Annotated in this window: 19 protein-coding genes and 1 pseudogene; 9 read left to right on the plus strand and 11 right to left on the minus strand. The window is 59.5% G+C overall.

All coding sequences use genetic code 11. The features are described from left to right. Complete coding sequence (locus tag GE543_RS12525; protein WP_153221566.1) at nt 1-870, plus strand: TauD/TfdA family dioxygenase; 870 nt, start codon at nt 1-3, stop codon at nt 868-870. A gap of 43 nt (nt 871-913) precedes the next feature. Here GE543_RS12525 and GE543_RS12530 read toward each other — a convergent pair whose 3' ends face one another. Further along, nucleotides 914-1429: a GNAT family N-acetyltransferase gene (locus GE543_RS12530; RefSeq protein ID WP_003415805.1), complete on the minus strand. Its 516-nt coding sequence runs from the start codon at nt 1427-1429 to the stop codon at nt 914-916. A gap of 154 nt (nt 1430-1583) precedes the next feature. Between GE543_RS12530 and GE543_RS12535 the strand changes: the two genes are divergently transcribed. The 3 genes and pseudogenes from GE543_RS12535 to GE543_RS27870 all read left to right on the plus strand — a co-directional run bounded on the left by GE543_RS12535 (nt 1584) and on the right by GE543_RS27870 (nt 4908). Continuing rightward, on the plus strand, nt 1584-2711 hold the full coding sequence (locus GE543_RS12535) for a saccharopine dehydrogenase family protein (protein ID WP_153221567.1): 1128 nt from the start codon (nt 1584-1586) through the stop codon (nt 2709-2711). Nucleotides 2712-3108: 397 nt separating this feature from the next. Continuing rightward, nucleotides 3109-4002, plus strand: a pseudogene (locus GE543_RS27865) (methyl-accepting chemotaxis protein); the annotation flags it as partial. Nucleotides 4003-4203: 201 nt separating this feature from the next. Continuing rightward, nucleotides 4204-4908, plus strand: coding sequence for a methyl-accepting chemotaxis protein (locus GE543_RS27870; protein ID WP_371124565.1), 705 nt, complete (start codon nt 4204-4206; stop codon nt 4906-4908). Nucleotides 4909-4950: 42 nt separating this feature from the next. On the opposite strand, the gene GE543_RS12545 is transcribed toward GE543_RS27870, so the two are convergent. Next, nucleotides 4951-5883 carry a DMT family transporter gene (locus tag GE543_RS12545; RefSeq protein ID WP_153221569.1) on the minus strand — a complete coding sequence of 311 codons (933 nt, stop codon included), beginning with the start codon at nt 5881-5883 and terminating at the stop codon, nt 4951-4953. A 74-nt stretch (nt 5884-5957) separates the two neighbouring features. On the opposite strand from GE543_RS12545, the gene GE543_RS12550 reads away from it, so the two are divergent. Further along, on the plus strand, nt 5958-6812 hold the full coding sequence (locus tag GE543_RS12550) for a LysR family transcriptional regulator (RefSeq protein WP_153221570.1): 855 nt from the start codon (nt 5958-5960) through the stop codon (nt 6810-6812). 34 nt (nt 6813-6846) lie between these two features. Here GE543_RS12550 and GE543_RS12555 read toward each other — a convergent pair whose 3' ends face one another. From GE543_RS12555 to GE543_RS12565, 3 genes are all read right to left on the minus strand, one after another. Further along, nucleotides 6847-7131 carry a type II toxin-antitoxin system RelE/ParE family toxin gene (locus GE543_RS12555; protein WP_080052511.1) on the minus strand — a complete coding sequence of 95 codons (285 nt, stop codon included), beginning with the start codon at nt 7129-7131 and terminating at the stop codon, nt 6847-6849. Beyond that, entirely contained in the window at nt 7121-7360 is a 240-nt protein-coding gene (locus GE543_RS12560; RefSeq protein ID WP_004418474.1) for a CopG family ribbon-helix-helix protein, read from the minus strand. The genes GE543_RS12555 and GE543_RS12560 overlap by 11 nt, the downstream gene beginning before the upstream one ends. A gap of 159 nt (nt 7361-7519) precedes the next feature. Beyond that, on the minus strand, nt 7520-8536 hold the full coding sequence (locus GE543_RS12565) for a 1-aminocyclopropane-1-carboxylate deaminase (protein WP_003415810.1): 1017 nt from the start codon (nt 8534-8536) through the stop codon (nt 7520-7522). A 186-nt stretch (nt 8537-8722) separates the two neighbouring features. On the opposite strand from GE543_RS12565, the gene GE543_RS12570 reads away from it, so the two are divergent. Further along, on the plus strand, nt 8723-9229 hold the full coding sequence (locus tag GE543_RS12570; RefSeq protein ID WP_046235996.1) for an Lrp/AsnC family transcriptional regulator: 507 nt from the start codon (nt 8723-8725) through the stop codon (nt 9227-9229). Between the two features lie 147 nt (nt 9230-9376). Continuing rightward, nucleotides 9377-10285 carry a DUF808 domain-containing protein gene (locus GE543_RS12575; protein ID WP_178118600.1) on the plus strand — a complete coding sequence of 303 codons (909 nt, stop codon included), beginning with the start codon at nt 9377-9379 and terminating at the stop codon, nt 10283-10285. A 193-nt stretch (nt 10286-10478) separates the two neighbouring features. Here GE543_RS12575 and GE543_RS12580 read toward each other — a convergent pair whose 3' ends face one another. The 6 genes from GE543_RS12580 to puuE all read right to left on the minus strand — a co-directional run bounded on the left by GE543_RS12580 (nt 10479) and on the right by puuE (nt 16126). After that, nucleotides 10479-11264 carry an outer membrane protein OmpK gene (locus GE543_RS12580; RefSeq protein WP_003423373.1) on the minus strand — a complete coding sequence of 262 codons (786 nt, stop codon included), beginning with the start codon at nt 11262-11264 and terminating at the stop codon, nt 10479-10481. Nucleotides 11265-11628: 364 nt separating this feature from the next. Further along, nucleotides 11629-12906 (minus strand): urate hydroxylase PuuD, encoded by a 1278-nt coding sequence (locus GE543_RS12585; RefSeq protein ID WP_004410579.1) that lies wholly within the window; start codon nt 12904-12906, stop codon nt 11629-11631. Nucleotides 12907-12911: 5 nt separating this feature from the next. Then, on the minus strand, nt 12912-13424 hold the full coding sequence (locus tag GE543_RS12590; RefSeq protein WP_153221572.1) for an ureidoglycolate lyase: 513 nt from the start codon (nt 13422-13424) through the stop codon (nt 12912-12914). 223 nt (nt 13425-13647) lie between these two features. Further along, a complete protein-coding gene (gene alc, locus GE543_RS12595) occupies nt 13648-14643 on the minus strand; it encodes an allantoicase (protein WP_153221573.1) in 996 nt (331 codons plus the stop codon). A 41-nt stretch (nt 14644-14684) separates the two neighbouring features. After that, entirely contained in the window at nt 14685-15200 is a 516-nt protein-coding gene (gene uraD, locus GE543_RS12600; protein WP_016567641.1) for a 2-oxo-4-hydroxy-4-carboxy-5-ureidoimidazoline decarboxylase, read from the minus strand. Next, a complete protein-coding gene (puuE, locus tag GE543_RS12605) occupies nt 15197-16126 on the minus strand; it encodes an allantoinase PuuE (RefSeq protein ID WP_003343034.1) in 930 nt (309 codons plus the stop codon). Before puuE ends, uraD begins: the two co-directional genes overlap by 4 nt. A gap of 398 nt (nt 16127-16524) precedes the next feature. On the opposite strand from puuE, the gene uraH reads away from it, so the two are divergent. Together uraH and GE543_RS12615 are read left to right on the plus strand one after the other, a co-directional pair. Continuing rightward, entirely contained in the window at nt 16525-16878 is a 354-nt protein-coding gene (gene uraH / locus GE543_RS12610) for a hydroxyisourate hydrolase (RefSeq protein ID WP_003415819.1), read from the plus strand. Between the two features lie 112 nt (nt 16879-16990). Then, complete coding sequence (locus GE543_RS12615) at nt 16991-17740, plus strand: GntR family transcriptional regulator (RefSeq protein WP_137982978.1); 750 nt, start codon at nt 16991-16993, stop codon at nt 17738-17740. Nucleotides 17741-17966 lie beyond the last annotated feature (226 nt).

Below are 17966 nucleotides of genomic sequence, written 5' to 3' on the forward strand. Positions count from 1 at the left end.
ATGGATCAAATGGCACTCAAGGCCATAGAAGGCATCGCAGGCGCCGTGCGTGCGCCGTATCAGAGCATCACGGTCAACCGCCTGACACCGATCATCGGCGCCGAGGTCGGCGGTGTCGATCTGTCGCAACCACTCAGCGCCGAGCAGCTGACGGAAATCCGCCGGGCCTTTCTGGAAAATCACGTGCTGGTGTTTCGCGATCAGCACCTCACGATCGAACAGCACAAGGCGTTCGGCCGACTGTTCGGTCCGTTGCGCGCCTTGCCGGTGGACAGCATCGATGGCGATGACCCGGAACTGGTCGTGGTGCGCGCCAATGCCCAATCGCGTTTCGCTGCGGGCGAGCTATGGCACACCGACGGCACCGCTGATCTGGAGCCGTCGATGGGCTCGATGCTGTACGTCAAGGAGACACCCGCCATCGGCACCGGCGGCGACACGCTGTTTGCCAACATGCACCTGGCCATTGAAATGCTCTCGCCGGCGATGCAGCAGTTTCTCGGCGGGCTGACAGCCATTCACGATGGCGAGATTCCGTGGAAAGGCTATCAGCCGCCCGCCAATCTTCCGAAAAGCGAGCACCCGCTGGTGGTTCGCCACCCTGAAACCGGACGTCGCAGCCTGTTCGTCAATTCCGGGTTCACCTCGCATATCGTGCAACTCTCGCCCGGCGAGAGCCGCACCGTGCTGAATATGCTGTTCGATCTGATCGCCCGCGAACCCTGCCTCAGTTGTCGCGTGCGCTGGGAACCGAACACGCTGGTGTTCTGGGATAACCGTTGTACCCAGCACCACGCGGTGTGGGATTACTTCCCGCACTCGCGCTATGGCGAGCGGGTGACGATTCTCGGAGGGCGGCCTCAGGCCTGAAGGCGCTTGCGGATTGACCGGCGAACACCGTTCAGCTGCTTCATCAGCGCAGTGGCAGGTGGTATATCAGGTCGTCGAACCACTGATCGCCGATCTGATAGGCCTGCGGGACGCGGCGCTCGAAGGTGAAACCGCATTTCTCCAGGACCTTGCAGGAGGCGATGTTGCCGTCCGTCACGGTCGATTCCAGTGAATCCAGGCCGATGGCGGCGGCGTAGTCGATGATTGCCCGGCGTGACTCGGTGCCGAAGCCCTTGCCTTGATGTTCCGGCAGTAACAGACAACCCACTTCGGCATGCCCCGGCGACAGGATGCGAAAACCGCTGACCCCCAGCTCTGCATCGTTTTGTGTGTCTGTGACCACCAGGCACAGCCAGTGATCGGACGCCGGCGTCCACTCGGGCAGGCGATGATCGAAGCCTTTACGGATCTGCGCCTCTTCGATTTCTCCGAATACGTAGCGCATGGTCTCGGGCTCGGAATGCAGCCTGAAAAACAGTGGCCAGTCGCTGGCGAGCAGGGTTCGCAGATAAAGTCGTTCGGTGTGTAGTTCCAGCATCCGTTGCTCCCGGGACAATCAAAAAAGGCACAGGGTTTTGTACCCGGCCTGCGGCCAATGATCAATAATGCACGCGCATTTCATCGCCATTGCTCACGGCAATCGTGGCGCAATAAGGCAGGGTCACATCCTTCGGCAGGTCAGGGACGAGTCAATGGCATTTCGCGTATTGGTCATCGGTGGCTACGGTAACTTCGGCAGCCTTATCTGTAATCATCTGGTGATGATGCCGCACATCGACCTGGTCATTTCCGGTCGTGACCCGCGTAAGCTGGCGGAAAAGGTCGCCGCACTGCAAACGCTGGGGGGCAGGTTCTGCGAGAGCTGGTGTGTGGACATCATGCAGGACGACGCGGGCAGTGAGCTGGGTGAATTGGGTATCGATCTGCTTATCCACACTGCGGGGCCTTTTCAGGGGCAGTCGTACACCGTGGCCAGGCATTGTATCGAGGCGGGCGTGAATTATTGCGACCTGGCGGATTGCCGGGCGTTTGTCGCCGGTATCGCCAGCCTCGATGCCCAGGCGCGTGAGGCAGGTGTCAGCGTGCTGAGCGGGTGCAGCTCGGTGCCGACGCTTTCGGCGGCCATCATCGATCAGCATCGCCAGCGTTTTTTGCGTATCGATTCGATAGAACACGGCATCTCCTCGGCAGCGAAGATGCCCGGTCTTTCGACCGTGCGTGGCGTGCTGGCCAATGCCGGGCGACCGATCAGGCAACTGCGCAACGGCAAGGTCCACGAAGTCCACGGCTGGATGGACCTGACCCTGCGCCGGATGCCCGGCATGGGCACACGGCTGGTGGCCAATGTCGACGTCCCGGACCTGGATGTATTCGCGACACGCTACGCCGCGCAGAATCTGAGCTTCAAGGCCGGTTCCGCGCTCAAGGCCGGCGGCATCGCGACCTGGCTGCTGGCGCTGGCGATTCGCTGCGGGCTGCTGCGCGATCCTGCGTCGTGGGCCGAGCGCCTGTACCGTTGGGGCGCGCGCTTTGAACAGTGGGGTGATCGAAAGAGCGCGATGTACATTGATGTCGATGGCGTCGACCTCACCGGTCAGCCGTTGCACATGCGTGCGCAACTGACTGCACTGAACGACAAGGGGCCGGAGATTCCCGGCAGTGCCGCCGTCGCGCTGAGCAGCAAAATGGCCGGTGGCTATCGTCCACTGCCGGGCGCTCGGGCCTGCGTCGGAGAAATCACCGTGGACGAGTACCTGGCGGCGATCGACGAGCCGGAAAATATCCGGCTGGATGTGCATTTCAATAACCACAACGCCTGACGCTGCTGCAGATGTCCGATGGCTCTGCACAGGCGGCTGATGTGGCTTTTTAGTGGCACTTTTTTGCTGTTTTCTATAGCACCAATCATCGGAAAATTCTGCTCAGGCAACTTAAATAAATCTTAATCATCGATTACGGAGCCCGTAATTCATGGGGTGCAAGGTCCTCCCTCTCGACCGGTCCGTTATTCCAATCATGTTAACTATCAAGTTAAACCTTTCAGCGCCGACTCACGGGTATTCCGCAAAAATTAAAGGCACACACGTAATGAGCGCAAAATGGTTGGACAATTTGAACGTCAGCAAGAAGCTCGGGCTGGGCTTTGCCGCTATTTTGCTCGGGGTACTGACCGTTACCGTGATCGGTTACTCCAGCACCAACCTGCTGATCGAGCGCATGGGCAAAAGCAGCAAGGTCGCCGAGATCAAGGCTGACGTTCTGAATGCCCGGATCGCTGCGCAAGCCTATGCGACCGGTCCTACTGCCGCAGGTGTGCAGAATTACGCCAGCGCCCTGGATACCTTGAGCCGCAGTGTCGATCAAGGCCTGCAGGTGTTCGTGATCTCGAGCAACCTGGCCAAGCTGCGCGAGATCAAGGAGCAGGTGGGCGGTCTGAAGCAGACGTTCGACCAGTTGGTCGGCATCAATCAGAAAGTCGACGAGGCGTTGAAACCGATCATCAAGGTGTCCGATGACGTCAGCGCGACCTTCGAGAATCTGCTGAACAAGACCATTGACGACACCTTGCGCTCGCCGAATGAAACCGGCATCAGGCAGGTCAAGATCGCTGGCGACCTGCGTAACGGCATGACCAACTTCCGCCTGGTGTTTCGCCGCTACCTGAGCGTTCCGAATGCCGACAACCGTCAGGCCACCTATAAGGCCGCCGACGCCCTGATCGCGCAAGTGGACGCCGCCCGCAGCCAGTTGCCTGTCGAGGCAAATGCCGCAGTGGATGCCGCGCTGGTGGCGTTGAAACAGTACAAGGTGCTGATGACGTCGATTTCGGACATGCTTCAGCAGACCGAGCAGATCCGCAATGACCTGCAACAGCAATCCGTAGCGACCGCAGCCCGTGCCGATGATCTGGCGGCGCTGCAGGTCATCAGCGCCAAGAAGGAACAGGGAACCGCTGTGGTGCAATTGCTCAGCGTAGCGCTGGTCGTGCTGCTGGTCGGCATCTTTGCTGCGTTCCTGATCACGCGTCAGATTACCGTGCCGTTGAACAGCACTGTGATTGCGGCGCGCCGGATTGCCGACGGTGATCTGACCCATGACAGCAGCACCACTCGCCAGGACGAACTGGGCCTGCTGCAGAACACCATGCAACACATGACCGTTTCGCTGCGCGGCCTGATCGGCGGCATCGGCAACGGTGTTACGCAGATCGCCACGGCGGCCGAACAGTTGTCTGCCGTCAGCGAGCAGACCAGCGCAGGTGTCACTCTGCAGAAAAACGAAGTCGATCAGGTCGCCACCGCCATGAACGAAATGGCCTCCACCGTACAGGAAGTGGCGCGCAACACCGAAGACGCTTCGCAAGCCGCCAAGCAGGCCAGCGAGCGCGCCGCGCACGGTAGCAGTGTGGTGCAGCATGCCACCCGCGAAATCGGTCAATTGGCCGGTGAAGTGCAGCAACTGGGTGAAGCCATGCAGCGCCTGACCGAAGACAGCGGCAAGATCGGCAGCGTGATTGACGTGATCAAGGCGGTCGCCGAGCAGACCAACCTGCTGGCGCTCAACGCAGCCATCGAGGCCGCACGGGCAGGCGAGCAGGGTCGTGGTTTTGCGGTGGTGGCTGACGAAGTCCGCTCGCTGGCTCAGCGTACGCAGAACTCCACAACCGAAATCGAAGCGCTGATCCAGGCGTTGCAAAAAGGTACAGGCGCCGCCTCGGGCCTGATGGACGCCAGCCTGCAGCGCACTGAAGGCACCGTGGTGCTGGCTCGTCAGGCCGAACAGGCGCTGGTGGAAATCAACCAGTCCATTGGCACCATCGAACAGATGAGTCAGCAGATTTCCGCCGCGGCCGAGCAACAGAGCGCCGTGACCGAAGAAATCAACCGCAGTGTACTCAGCGTGCGCGACATCGCCGACCAGTCCGCTTCGGCCACCGAGCAAAGCGCAGCATCGACCGTCGAGCTGGCCCGCCTGGGCAGCGATTTGCAGAGCATGGTCGCGCGTTTCAAGATTTAACCTGCGCTAGGCTCTGTACGAAAAGTCGGCCTCCTGAGCCCATCAGTCGGCCGACTGCCGTTGTTCCGCCCGCACCACCATCCACACGCCGATACCTGACACCGCCATGCCTGAGGCCATCTGCCAGGACAGCGGCTCTTCGAACATCGCCCAGGCCCAGAGCATCGTCACCGGTGGGCTGAGGTACAGCACGCTGGCGACGCGGGTGGCTGTCGCGCGGCGCAGACACACCCAATACAGTCCGTAACCGCCCAGGGTTGCCAGCCCCACCGTCCATAGCACGCTCAGCGCAAAGCCGGTACTGGCTACAGGCGCCAGGCTGCCCTGTGTGCCCTGAATGATCGCGAAGGCGACGCTGGACACAGCGCATTGCAGCCACAGATTGGGGAGCAATGCCATAGGCTCTGCGGTGCCGGACTGTTTCTGCCACAGCGTCGCGATGGCCAGTGACAACATGCCCAGCAGCGGCAGGCCGTAGGCCCACAACGGTGCGTCACCTACCGCCAGCGCGCTGTAGGTCACCAGCACTACGCCGATCAGCCCGACCAACAGTCCCGCCCAGATTTGCCAGGCCAGCCGTTGTCCGAGCACTACTGCCGCCAGGAGTGCCATGCCCATCGGCAACAAATCGGCAAACAGCGCAGCGAGGCCGGCTGGCACGCCCAGCGCAATGCCCTGCGTGACACCGGCGACGTAGCCGGCCATGGCCAGCAGGCCGACACCTGCGTTTTTCAGCAGCGTGGCAGCCGGGATCGACCTCAGTTGCCTGGCGACAAAAGGCAGCAGTATCAGGGTGACCACCACACAGCGCCAGAACACAACCAGCAGCGGCGGCGCATGTTCCAGCGAAAAGCGTGCGCCGATGAAGCCTGAGCTCCAGGTCAGAATCAACGCGGCTTCAAGCAGAGGAAGGGGAATGGCCTGGTGCCAGGCAGGCCGCGAGACGTTCGGAGCAATCGACAGGTATGGGTTCATGGACACAGGTTACGAAACCGGCGTAGTCTAATAAATCAAAATTAAATGCATGAGTTGTTCAGGAATACTGAATCATGACGGCCATTCTCGACATCGAACTGGTGCGCACCTTCCATGCGGTGGCGCGGATAGGGAAGTTTTCAGCCGCCGCCGAGCAACTTCATAAAAGCCCGGCAGCGGTGAGTGTGCATATCCAGCGCCTCGAGGCCGTGGCGGGCGGGCGCTTGCTCAACCGGGACAACCAGGCGGTGTCGCTGACGGCGCTGGGCAAGCGACTGCTGTTGTCGACGACAGAGCTGCTGTCCACGCATGACCGGGTGCTGGCGGATCTGCAAGGCACTCACCTGGCCGGACGCATCACACTGGGTGTTCCGGATGAATACGCCGTGCATGTCATTCGCGACATTCTGCCGGTGTTCGCGGCCGCGTGGCCCAATGTCGTGCTGGAATTGAAATCCGCACCCAGCTACGCCCTGCGCGAGCAGGTTGCGCGCGGCAAGTTGCAGACAGCAGTGATCGCGCAACCCAAAGGGCAGCTGAGTGCTGATACGCAGTTTCTGGTATCGACCAAGCCGGTCTGGGTCGGGCCGGCCCGCGTCGCACTCGCATCTGCGGACCCTTTGCCGCTAGCCGTTCACGCAGCCCAATGTCCCTACCGTGAAGCCATGCTGGCGTCACTCAAAGACAACGGCCGCAAAGTCCGCGTAGTTCTCGAAAGCCCGTCCAATCAGGCGATCAAAGCCTGTGTGGAAGCGGGCCTGGCGATCAGCCTCATTGATCGGAGCGGGGTCACGGACGCCATGCAGATTCTCGATGAACTGCCTGAAATAGCCGAGCACGAAATCGTCTTCCTGCGCTCGCCGTCGTCACAGAACGACGAGGCGGTGAGCCTGCTGGCACAGGCGCTGCAGAAGTATTTTCGGGTTTGATAGCGAAGCTGTGTGCAGTAAACGTCTTTGCGGTTTACCACACGGGTGGCGATTGTCTTCTGGTGTGGAAAATCCGTAGAACCTGTAGTCGGCCGCTACGGATGCGATATGGAATCAGGTAAGGCAGGTCTGGCAGAGGCCATTCTCTGGTTCCGGTAATCCGTCCTTCCCGGCCCATGGCGGGAAAGCTCGCGAGCTGCGTTACGCTTGATTGAATGGCTTTCACGAAAGCAGCGGCAGCAGCTGGATTGTCCAGTGCGATATACGCTGCCTCCTCATCCAGATTCTTTAGTGCTGTTTTGAGCCACTCAACCTGCATTGCCTGACCATTTGTCCATGACAGCTTTTACATCGTCTGGGCTTGCGAACTCGCCGGCGTCGGCTTCTTCGATGGCACGCTGAATTTCGGCAATCTGCCAAGCCTCGCGTGTCAGGTATTCGCGGAGCGCGTCGAGGGCCAAAAATGACTTGCTGCGCCCGGTGGCCTTTGCAAGGTGTGCAAGGGTATCTGCCATTTCGTCCGGCAGACGTAGAGACATTGTGGACATATGCACCTCACACGTAGTTATTTGTATTACATGAGGGTGCAGTGTAATACATGTGAATACGTGTGTGGATGCCGTTTCCATTTCAGGTTTGTCGGCTTTTCGAGCTAGTGCAAAATGGCCCGCGAATTCGCGGGCCATTCATGCAGCTTTCGGGGTGGCTCAACCGTCCTTGAACAGAAAGCTGTAGGCATTTAATGCCGGCACGCCGCCGAGGTGGGCGTAGAGCACTTTCGAGCCTTCGGGGAATTCGCCGTTGCGCACCATGTCGATCATGCCGTGCATGGATTTGCCTTCGTAGACCGGGTCGGTCAGCACGCCCTCCAGGCGGGCGCAGAGGCGGATGGCTTCGAGGGTGCCATCGTTCGGCAGGCCGTATTCCGGGTAGGCGTAGCGGGTGTCGAGCACCACGTCTTCGGCGGTGATTTCGCGGCCCAGCTCCACCAGTTTTGCGGTGTTCTGAGCGATACGCAGGACCTGCGCGCGGGTCTTTTCCGGCTTGGCCGACGCGTCGATACCGATCACACGCTGTGCCCGGCCATCGGCTGCGAAGCCCACCAGCATGCCTGCGTGAGTGCTGCCGGTTACCGAGCAGACCACGATGTAGTCGAACTTGAAGCCCAGCTCTTCTTCCTGCTGGCGCACTTCATCGGCAAAACGCACGAACCCCAGGCCGCCATAAGGGTGTTCCGAACAGCCCGCTGGAATCGGGAACGGTTTGCCGCCGCCTTCCTCGACGTCGGCCATGGCCTTTTCCCAACTCGGGCGAATGCCGATATCGAAGCCTGCCGAATCCAGGCGCACATCGGCGCCCATGATGCGCGACATCTCGATATTGCCGACCCGGTCGTACAACGCGTCCGAATAGTTGACCCAATTCTCCTGAACCAGCACGCACTTCATGCCCAGATGCGCCGCTACGGCTGCCACCTGACGGGTCTGGTTGGACTGGATTCCACCGATCGATACCAGTGTGTCGTAGCCACCGTCGATGGCTTCCGGCACCAGGTATTCCAGTTTGCGGGTCTTGTTGCCGCCGAAGGCCAGACCGCTGTTGCAATCTTCGCGCTTGGCATACAACTCGACCTTGCCGCCCAGATGCTCACTCAAGCGTTTCAGTGGGGTAATGGGCGAGGGGCCGAAGGTCAGAGGGTAGCGCTTGAACTTGCTCAGGTTCATATCGGGTCTCCGTTGATAAGTTGATCCGGGCATTGAAGGTGGGCCTCGATGTGTTTATCGAGCGGCCCGGCATGGCTCCCATCATAGGAAAACTGCGAATAATCGTGGTTGCAAAGAATTGTCTATCTACAAAATAAGCGTTAGCCTGAAAGCAACTAAACAGACTTTTATTGTGTGAATTTCATTATGAAAGCAATAAATGAACGCGCTAAAAAGTCCGGTGCTGACATGACGCCGCTGCTGGACAGGATTGACCGCGCCATCCTCAAGACCCTGCAACGTGACGCGTCCATTTCCAATGTGGCACTTGCCGAGAAGGTCAAACTGAGTCCGCCTGCGTGCCTGCGTCGCGTCGAGCGGCTGAAAGAGGCGGGCGTGATCAAGGGCGTGGTGGCGTTGCTCAATGGCGATGTTCTGGACGCCGGCATGGTGGTGCTGATCGGTGTCGTGCTGGACCGCTCGACACCGGATTCATTCGCCCAATTCGAAGCTGCTGCGCAGAAGGTTTCCGGCTGTATGGAGTTTCATGTCGTCACTGGCGAGTTCGACTACTTCATGTTGTTGCGCACCAGGGACAGTCAGAGCTTCAACCGTTTGCACGCCGAACAGTTACTGTACTTGCCCGGTGTCAGACAGATCCGTTCGTTCATGGGTCTGCGTCAGGTCGTTTCCACCACACAGTTACCCCTCTGACGGGGTTTGGCGTGGCCTGTTTGCTGCATGCAGCGTCAAACGTTCACGTCTGACCAAGGTCAGAGTTGCTGACTGCCACACGATTGACTCTGGCGCATGATTCAATCAGTGCCGTTTCCTTTTTTTACTTGCTCAAGGATTTTCATTTTGGCTGCTGGAAGCTTGCTTACCCTGCTTGACGATATTGCGACGCTGCTCGATGACGTGGCACTGGCCACGAAGAAGACGGCGGGTGTGCTGGGTGATGATCTGGCGCTCAATGCCCAGCAGGTCACCGGTGTTTCAGCGGATCGCGAATTGCCGGTTGTCTGGGCCGTGGCCAAGGGGTCGCTGCTCAACAAGGCCATTCTGGTTCCGGCAGCGTTGCTGATCAGTGCCTTCGCACCCTGGGCGATTCTGCCGTTGCTGATGATCGGCGGTGCGTTTCTGTGCTTCGAGGGCTTCGAGAAAATCGCCCATAAATGGCTGCATCCCGAAACCGGCGAAGAGCATGAGCAGCGTAAGCAGGCGTCGGCGGATGCGTCCGTGGACATGGTGGCGTTCGAAAAAGAACGCGTCAAAGGCGCGATTCGCACGGACTTCATTCTTTCGGCGGAAATCATCGTGCTCGCACTGGGTGTGGTCTCGGCCAGACCCTTCATGGATCAGGTCGGTGTGCTGGTCATCGTCGCAGTGCTGATCACCGTGGGGGTCTACGGGCTGGTGGCTGGTATCGTCAAACTCGATGACCTGGGCCTGTACCTGAAGAAAAGCGCAGCTTCGGCTGCACAAAAGATCGGTGCCGGCCTGCTGTGGCTGGCACCGGTGTTGATGAAAGTGCTGTCGATCGTCGGTACGGCTGCGATGTTCATGGTCGGCGGCGGGATTCTGGTCCACGGCCTGCCGTTCGCTCATCATTGGGTCGAAGGCGTGACCGAAGCGGCAGCGGGTGCGGTAGGCGGTCTGTCGATGGTGGTCCCGACCCTGATCGATGCTGTTGCCGGGATCATTGCCGGTGCCGTGCTGGTGTTGGTCGTGACGCTGATTGGCAAGGTCTGGAAAGCTGCGAAGGAGTGATTGAGGCGGTCATCCACACTTCTGATCTAAGGCCGTGAAGGCGAGCCGGGCGACGCTTCGCTTGCTCGCGAAGGGGCTGGTACAGCCAACCGAAGGCTGGCTGAAACACCGCCTTCGCGAGCAAGCTCGCTCCCACAGAGACCTATGTAACGTAAAGCTTGGGAGTGAGCGTCATCACCGTCAAACAACGTGCTTAGAAGAACACCTTGACCAGCAAGCTCGCGGTGTTCTGATCGGTGTCGAAGGAACTTGTGTCCTTGATGCCGTATTTGTTGGTCCAGTAGTCATATTCGATACCCACGTACAGCTGCCGCTCCGGGTAATTCAGTGCCTTGCCCAGGTCGTACTTGATCTGCGGGTTGAAGTGCAGGTTGGAGTGGTAAGTGCCACGCGAGGTCTTGTCGTTGTCGACTACCCAGTCCATGAAACCGTCGATCAGCACATCCGATTTGCCCACCGGAATGGTGTAGGACCACACCGGAGTGATCTGCCACACGCCGTCGCCCGGGCGATTGCCTTCGGTCTGGCGCTGGTAGAAGTTAAGCTGGAAGTAGTCGAAACCCGGGATCTTCAAGTCGAACGCCGGACCGATCAGGTACGACTCGTTATCGCCTTCACCGAACTCGTAAGTTGCGGCAATCAGCACATCGCTGATCGGCCCGAACTCGAACTTCTGGCCGAAGATCTTGCCCAGCGAAAGCCGTGGCGAGAACTCGCCGTAATAGGTGTTATCGCCAGCGGTTGCGTCTTTCTTGCCGTTGTAAAAGATCTTGTCGACGAAGAAGAAGTTGTCGCCGTACTTCCAGCTGTCCGCGTGCTCAAAGGTGAAGGTCTGCTGATTTTCCGGGTTGACAGCGAAGTCTCGTCCATTGAGATAGGTCAGGCTATTACTCTGCCACTGGAAGATATCCCCTGCCATGGCGGGTGCAGCAGCCAGCAGACTGCTGGCCAGTAATGCACTGGAAATCGTACGGTTCATGCGGTGAGCCCCTTGATGTAGATCGTGATTTTTTCGGACTGGCGTTCTATGCATGACGCCTTGTCGGTGGTTGCAATAATTTGTCTGTCTGGTCAGCTTTGTGTTGTTAGCAAGAGCTGCGCCAATCAGTGAAAAAAAGTTTAAGTAACCCTTCAAACCGATATCGAAGTGCCGATTTCAGGTCCTTTTTTTCAATGGGCAGCGTTCTGGGCGCCGTTCAGCCAGTGGCCGCCCGGTCAGGTTCAGCTATCGGGAAAGAGAGAGGCGGGTTGGCAGCGGCGGCGGAGGATACTGACTCGCGTCGCCGTGCTCAAGTGCTCCAGAGCAGGGCGTCCGGAGCGAAAACAGGGCAGTGCCCGATGCTTCAGTTGATGTGCGCGCCCTGATCGATCCAGGCGCCTACCAGATCACGTTCCTGCTGGGTCATCTGGGTGATATTGCCCAGCGGCATGATTGGTGCGGTGATCGCCTGCGCCTTGATACGCGGCGCCTGTTGCTGGATCTGTTCGGGCGTATCGAACATCACACCGGCCGGAGCGACGCTGAACAGCTGACTGGTAGGCGTGGCCGAGTGACAGACCGAGCAACGTTGCCGGATAACATCGTGCACCTTGTTGAAGTCTGCACCTGCCACCTTGGCTGGCTCGGGCTGGGCAGGCGCTGCGGCGGGTTGCGCAGGCTGCTCATCAGCCCGATGCCCGCCGACCGCCGTACCGGGCAGTGGCTGATAGACGATTTTTGCCGGCGCTTGCGCAGGGCCGGTGACATACGCCAGGCACAGCATGCCCAGCGCCGCGACCGGCAGGGTCCAGGCGAATCGATGGCTGTTGTGCCGCGTATTGAAGTAATGGCGCACCAGCACGGCCAGCAGCGCGATGCCTGCGAGAATCAGCCAGTTGTACTCACTGCCGTAGGTGCTTGGAAAGTGATTGCTGATCATGATGAACAGCACGGGCAGGGTGAAGTAGTTGTTGTGTCGTGAACGCAACAGGCCTTTTGCCGGCAGGCTTGGGTCCGGCGTGCGGTTCTCGGCAATCGCGGCCACCAGCGCGCGCTGGGCCGGCATGATGATGCGGAACACGTTGCCGACCATGATGGTGCCCATGATCGCGCCCACATGCAGATAGGCACCGCGACCGCTGAACACTTTGCTGAAACCATATGCCGCCGCCACCAGCAGCACGAACAGGACCACGCCCAACAGGGCGGGGCGCTTGCCCAGTGGCGAGTCACACAGAAAGCTGTAGATGAACCAGCCGACGAACAACGAACCCAGGCCGATGTGCACGCCCTCGGCGCCACTCAGGCTGCTGCCCGGGGCCAGCAGGTACAGTGTCGGGTTGGCGTAGAACACCACGCACAACAGCGCCACCCCTGACAGCCAGGTCGAATAGGCTTCCCATTTGAACCAGTGCAGATTCTCCGGCATGGTCGGCGGTGCGAGCTTGTACTTCTCCAGGTGGTAGATGCCGCCGCCGTGGATCGCCCACAGGTCACCCGACAGGCCTTCACGCGGGTTGCTGCGGTTGAGGTTGTTCTCCAGCCAGACGAAGTAGAACGATGCGCCGATCCAGGCGACGCCGACAATCATGTGAATCCAGCGCACGCCCAGATTCAGCCATTCCATCATATGTGCCAGCACGGTGTTTACCCTTCCAGTGGGTGGGGATCGAGAACCAGCAACTGGCTCTCGGCAAAGTAATGCTCGTCGCAGTTGTTGCCTTCGCCACTGCGATCAACCACCAGGAAGTCATCCCGCTTTTTGATCGTCAGCACCGGATGGTGCCAGACGCCGCGATGGTAATTGACACCTTGCCTGCCGTTCGACACGAAGGCGCGGGTCGCCTCTGATTCAGGCACATCGCCGACCGGCGCGACCACGATCAGAAAGGGGTTGCCGAGCAGCGGCACGAACGCCTGACTGCCCAGCGGATGACGCTCCAGCATGCCGATGGTCAACGGCATCGGCAGCGCTTCGGCGCGGAAGATGCTGATGATCGCCTTGTCTTCCGGCTGCGCGGTCTGCACGTCAGCCAGACGATGAAAGCGCATGGTCGAGCCGTTGTTGATCATGAAGTGATCGCTGCCGTCGGTTTCGATCACATCACCGAATGGCGCAAAGGCTTCCTTGGTCAGTGGCTCGATTATCAGTTTGCGCATGCGGGTTCTTCTTCAATGGTTTTGAGGGTGGATCGTTTGCACATTCGTATTGATGACTATCGTGCCAATGCTCTGCGTTGGCATGCATTTCGTGACGCTCTGCGTCACAACTCTACGCCGCGCCACACATACTCAAGACTGGACGCAGAGCGTCCGGAACTGCATTCCCACGCGGAGCGTGGGAACGATAGCCTGTTGCCTTCTGCTGACTTCCGACGCGTTGTTACCTGGCCAACTTGCCCAGCACTCGCAGGCGGCTGACGCCACCGTCCGGGAACACGTTCAGGCGGATGTGGGTGATCGGGCCGATCGCCTTGATCTGCTCGGCGAACTCGTGTTCGGCGTGCATGGTCAGCTTCTGGCTGGGCAGCAACTCGCGCCAGAACAGGCTCTGGGTTTCGATCTGGCTGTCGGTGCCACCCTTGACCAGGGCGCCCTGAATCGAGCAGCTGTCCGGGTAGTTGCCTTTGAAGTGCAGGGTGTCGACGATGACTTTCTCGACTTCGCCCTTATGCCCGAGCGCCACGATCACCCAGTCGTTGCCGGGTGTGCGGCGGCGCGCGGTTTCCCAGCCGTCGCCCATGTTCACACCGCGCCCAGGGTTGAGGATGTTGCTCATGCTGCCGTAGTGTTCATCGGAGCAGGCAATCGATCGGCCGCCATTGAGCGCCGCAACCAGATCGATCTGCTCGTCCTCGCTGACTTTCGACCAGTCGCGATGCGGCACACCGTACACGCGCAGACGCGCGACGCCGCCGTCCGGGTAGATGTTGAAGCGCAGGTGGCTGAACGCCTGATCGTTGCTGATCTCGTGGTAATGATGGCTGTTGCCTTGCAGCTCCACAGACGGCAGCACTTCGGTCCAGGCGGTGTTTTCATCGGGCTCGCCGGACGCCAGGAAGCACGCTTCCAGTGATGCGGAAGGCGGGAAGTTGCCGGTGAAAAACGAGGTGTCGATGTCCACACCCCTGATGGTTCCCGCCACACCGAGGCGAATCACCGCGCTGTCGTACCCTTCGAAACGCTTGCGGCGCGACTCCCAGCCGTCCATCCACTTGCCGTTGTCGTCGAACACGCCTTCTTTCCACACGGCCGGGGTCGGCTGGAACAGCCGGTTGGCGTCGGCGAACCAGTCATCGGTAACCGAAAGGATTTTGGTGCCCAGACGTGCGTCGGCCAGGTTCACGAACTTCTCGAACGGTGCGGCGTAAACTTTCATGCTCTTTGTCTGCCTTCTGAATACGGTTATGACTGCGACGCTCAAAGCGCCTGTAGACGAAACAGTGCGATCTTGTTGATCTCGGCCAGGGCGCAAGCGAACTCGGCCTCGGGCGAGTGGTGGATGCGTTGTTCGAACGCTGCCAGAATTTTGTGCCTGTCGCTGCCCTTGACCGCCATGATGAACGGAAAGCCAAAGCGGGCCTTGTAAGCCTCGTTCAGCTCGGTAAAGCGCTGGAACTCCTCAGGCGTGCAATGGTGGATACCGGCGCCGGCCTGTTCATCGGTACTGGCCTGAGTCAGCTCGCCCTGAACGGCAGCCTTGCCTGCCAGGTCCGGGTGGGCATTGATCAGTGCCAGTTGTTGCTCGTGTGTGGCACCCAGCAGGATCTCGCTCATGCGAGCGTGCAGGGCCTCCACCTGATCGAGTTGCGCGCCTGTGCTTTGGTCGAACGCTTGCTGCGCGACCCACGGTGAGTGTTCGTAGATATCGGCAAAGGCCGCGATGAACGCATCCCGGCCCAGGCTTGAAGGTGTCAGTGTCTTGAACGTGCTCATTGCTCGGCCTTGCCGGTAAACGGATGTTCAGTGTGCCAGTGCCGGGCGATATCGACACGACGGGTAAACCACACTTGCTCATGGCCTTTGGCGTACTCGATGAAACGCTTGAGTGCGGCGAGGCGGGCGGGGCGGCCGATCAGGCGGCAATGCAGGCCGATGGAAAGCATCTTCGGCGCGTCTTCGCCTTCGGCATACAGCACGTCGAACGCATCCTTAAGGTACTGAAAGAACTGCTCGCCATTGTTGAAGCCCTGCACCTGGGTGAAGCGCATGTCGTTGGTGTCCAGGGTGTACGGAATCACCAGATGAGGCTTGCCGGTCGGGTTGTTCGGCTCCCAGTACGGCAGGTCATCGTCATAGGTGTCGCAATCATAGAGAAAACCGCCTTCCTCCATGACCAGACGCCGGGTGTTGGGGCCGGTGCGCCCGGTGTACCAGCCCAGCGGCCGTTCGCCGCTGATCTCGGTGAGGATCTGGATCGCCTGGCGCATGTGTTCGCGCTCCTGGGCTTCGTCCATGTTCTGGTAGTCGATCCAGCGATAGCCGTGGCTGCAGATCTCATGACCTTCGGCGACCATGGCGCGGATCACCTCCGGATGACGCTGCGCGGCCATGGCCACGGCAAAAATGGTCAGGGGGATATCGAACTGCCTGAACAGCTTGAGAATACGCCACACACCGGCGCGGCTGCCGTACTCGTACAGCGACTCCATGCTCATGTTGCGCTGGCCCTGGAGCGGCTGCGCGGCAACCATCTCGGACAGAAAGGCTTCTGATTCCTTGTCGCCGTGCAGAATATTGCGCTCGCCACCTTCCTCGTAATTCAGCACGAAAGACAAGGCAATGCGCGCATTACCCGGCCAGCGTGGGTGAGGCGGGTTGTTGCCGTAACCGATCAGGTCGCGTGGGTAGTCAGCGCTCACTGCAAGCTTCCTTCTTGTCCATGGGGTGCGTTGGATGCGTTAAGTCAGGTGCAATGCCAGGAACGGTCAAGGCACTGCCGAATCAAGATTGTATACAATTTTATTTTCAGCTTGTAACCCTGTACGTTTCTGCACCGAAGCGTCTCAGCAAGAGTAAAACAAGCAAGAAACCTGCCTGACTGGTCAGCTAATCGTAAAAAACCTGATATTTTTCCTCTGCTTCCTCAATGTCTGACCAATCGCGCGCCCAGTCAGCGTCTTGGCTACGAGCTGTTGGACGATCAGGAATTTATTGTGTACAGCTTTTCCCGAAAGTGTCTTAATCGGTCGCAATCGCACGATGTAGAGCACTTCATTGGTGCACTGCTTGACCATGGCCGGATGTGAGGAGTGAAGTTTTGGGAAAATTGACCACACATGTACTGGACGCCGCCCACGGCTGCCCAGGCAGCGCCATCCGCATCGAGTTGTACCGGGTCGAAGACCAGCAGCTGCTGCATATTGTCAGTGCGCTTACCAACAGCGATGGGCGCTGCGATGCGCCGCTGTTGCAGGGCGAGGCCTATCAATCCGGCGTCTATCAATTGCACTTCAAGGCTGGCGATTATTACCGCGCGCGGGGCGTGGTTCTGAATGAGCCGGCCTTTCTCGATGAGGTGGTGCTGCGCTTCGGCATTGACGCAGGTCAGGAACACTTTCATGTCCCGTTGTTAATCTCGCCGTACAGCTACTCGACGTACAGGGGCAGCTGAATACCTCTTGCCCGCCCCACACTGCGGGCTTTTTTTTTGCGCGTGTCTGCGCTTTTGCCCTGTGTACAATGCGCCAGTCCTGACGCCGTCATCCACCTGTGCACGAGTGCCCATGAACGACCAGTCCCTGCCTCTCAAGAAACAGCCGCGCAGCCTTGGCCTAAGCCGTAACGTCACGCAGGACGATGTCGTTTACGAACATGTCTTCGATGCCATTCTGGAACAGCGGCTGGCGCCGGGTACCAAATTGAGTGAAGAGGCGCTGGGCGAGATTTTCGGTGTGAGCCGTACCATCATTCGTCGCGCCCTGTCGCGGTTGGGCCATGAGGGCGTCGTGCTGTTGCGCCCCAATCGTGGCGCGGTGGTCGCCAGCCCCAGCGTCGAAGAGGCGCGTCAGGTATTTTTCGCGCGGCGCATGGTCGAGAAGGCAATCACGGAACTGGCGGTCGAACACGCCACTGCAGAGCAACTGGCCGAGCTGCGTCAGATGGTCAGCGACGAGCGCGACAGCTTTGCTCGCGGTGATCGGGGCGCCGGTATTCGTCTGTCCGGCGAGTTTCACCTGCAGTTGGCCGTGGCCGCTAGAAACGCGCCGCTGATCAGCTTCCAGCGCAGCCTGGTGTCGCAGACCTCACTGATCATTGCCCAGTACGAAACCGGCAATCGCACGCACTGTTCCTACGATGAGCACAGCCAGTTGATCGACGCCATCGAAGCCCGCAACGCGGCGCTGGCCGCCGAATTGATGATGCATCACATGGACCACATCGACAGCAAACTCAACCTTGACGAAGACAGCGCTTCGGATGATTTGCATGCGGTGTTCTCGCATGTCATGGGCCGGAAAAAGACGGGGCGTTGAGGCAGCACGGTTAATTCAATCTCCTGAACGCCTCAACTATCGTGCGACGCTCCGCGTCGTCATGCCGTTCTGGACGCTCCGCGTACTCTTGGCGACGCAGAGCGTCGCGAACTGCATTCCCACGCTGGAGCGTGAGGAACGATAATCTCGACTTCGTGCTGATGCTTTGCGTCGGTCTGAACAGACAATCCGATTATCGTGCGACGCTCCGCGTCGTCATGCCGTT

Origin of the sequence: Pseudomonas sp. SZ57 (assembly GCF_009495975.1) — a bacterium.
GTDB lineage: Bacteria > Pseudomonadota > Gammaproteobacteria > Pseudomonadales > Pseudomonadaceae > Aquipseudomonas > Aquipseudomonas syringae.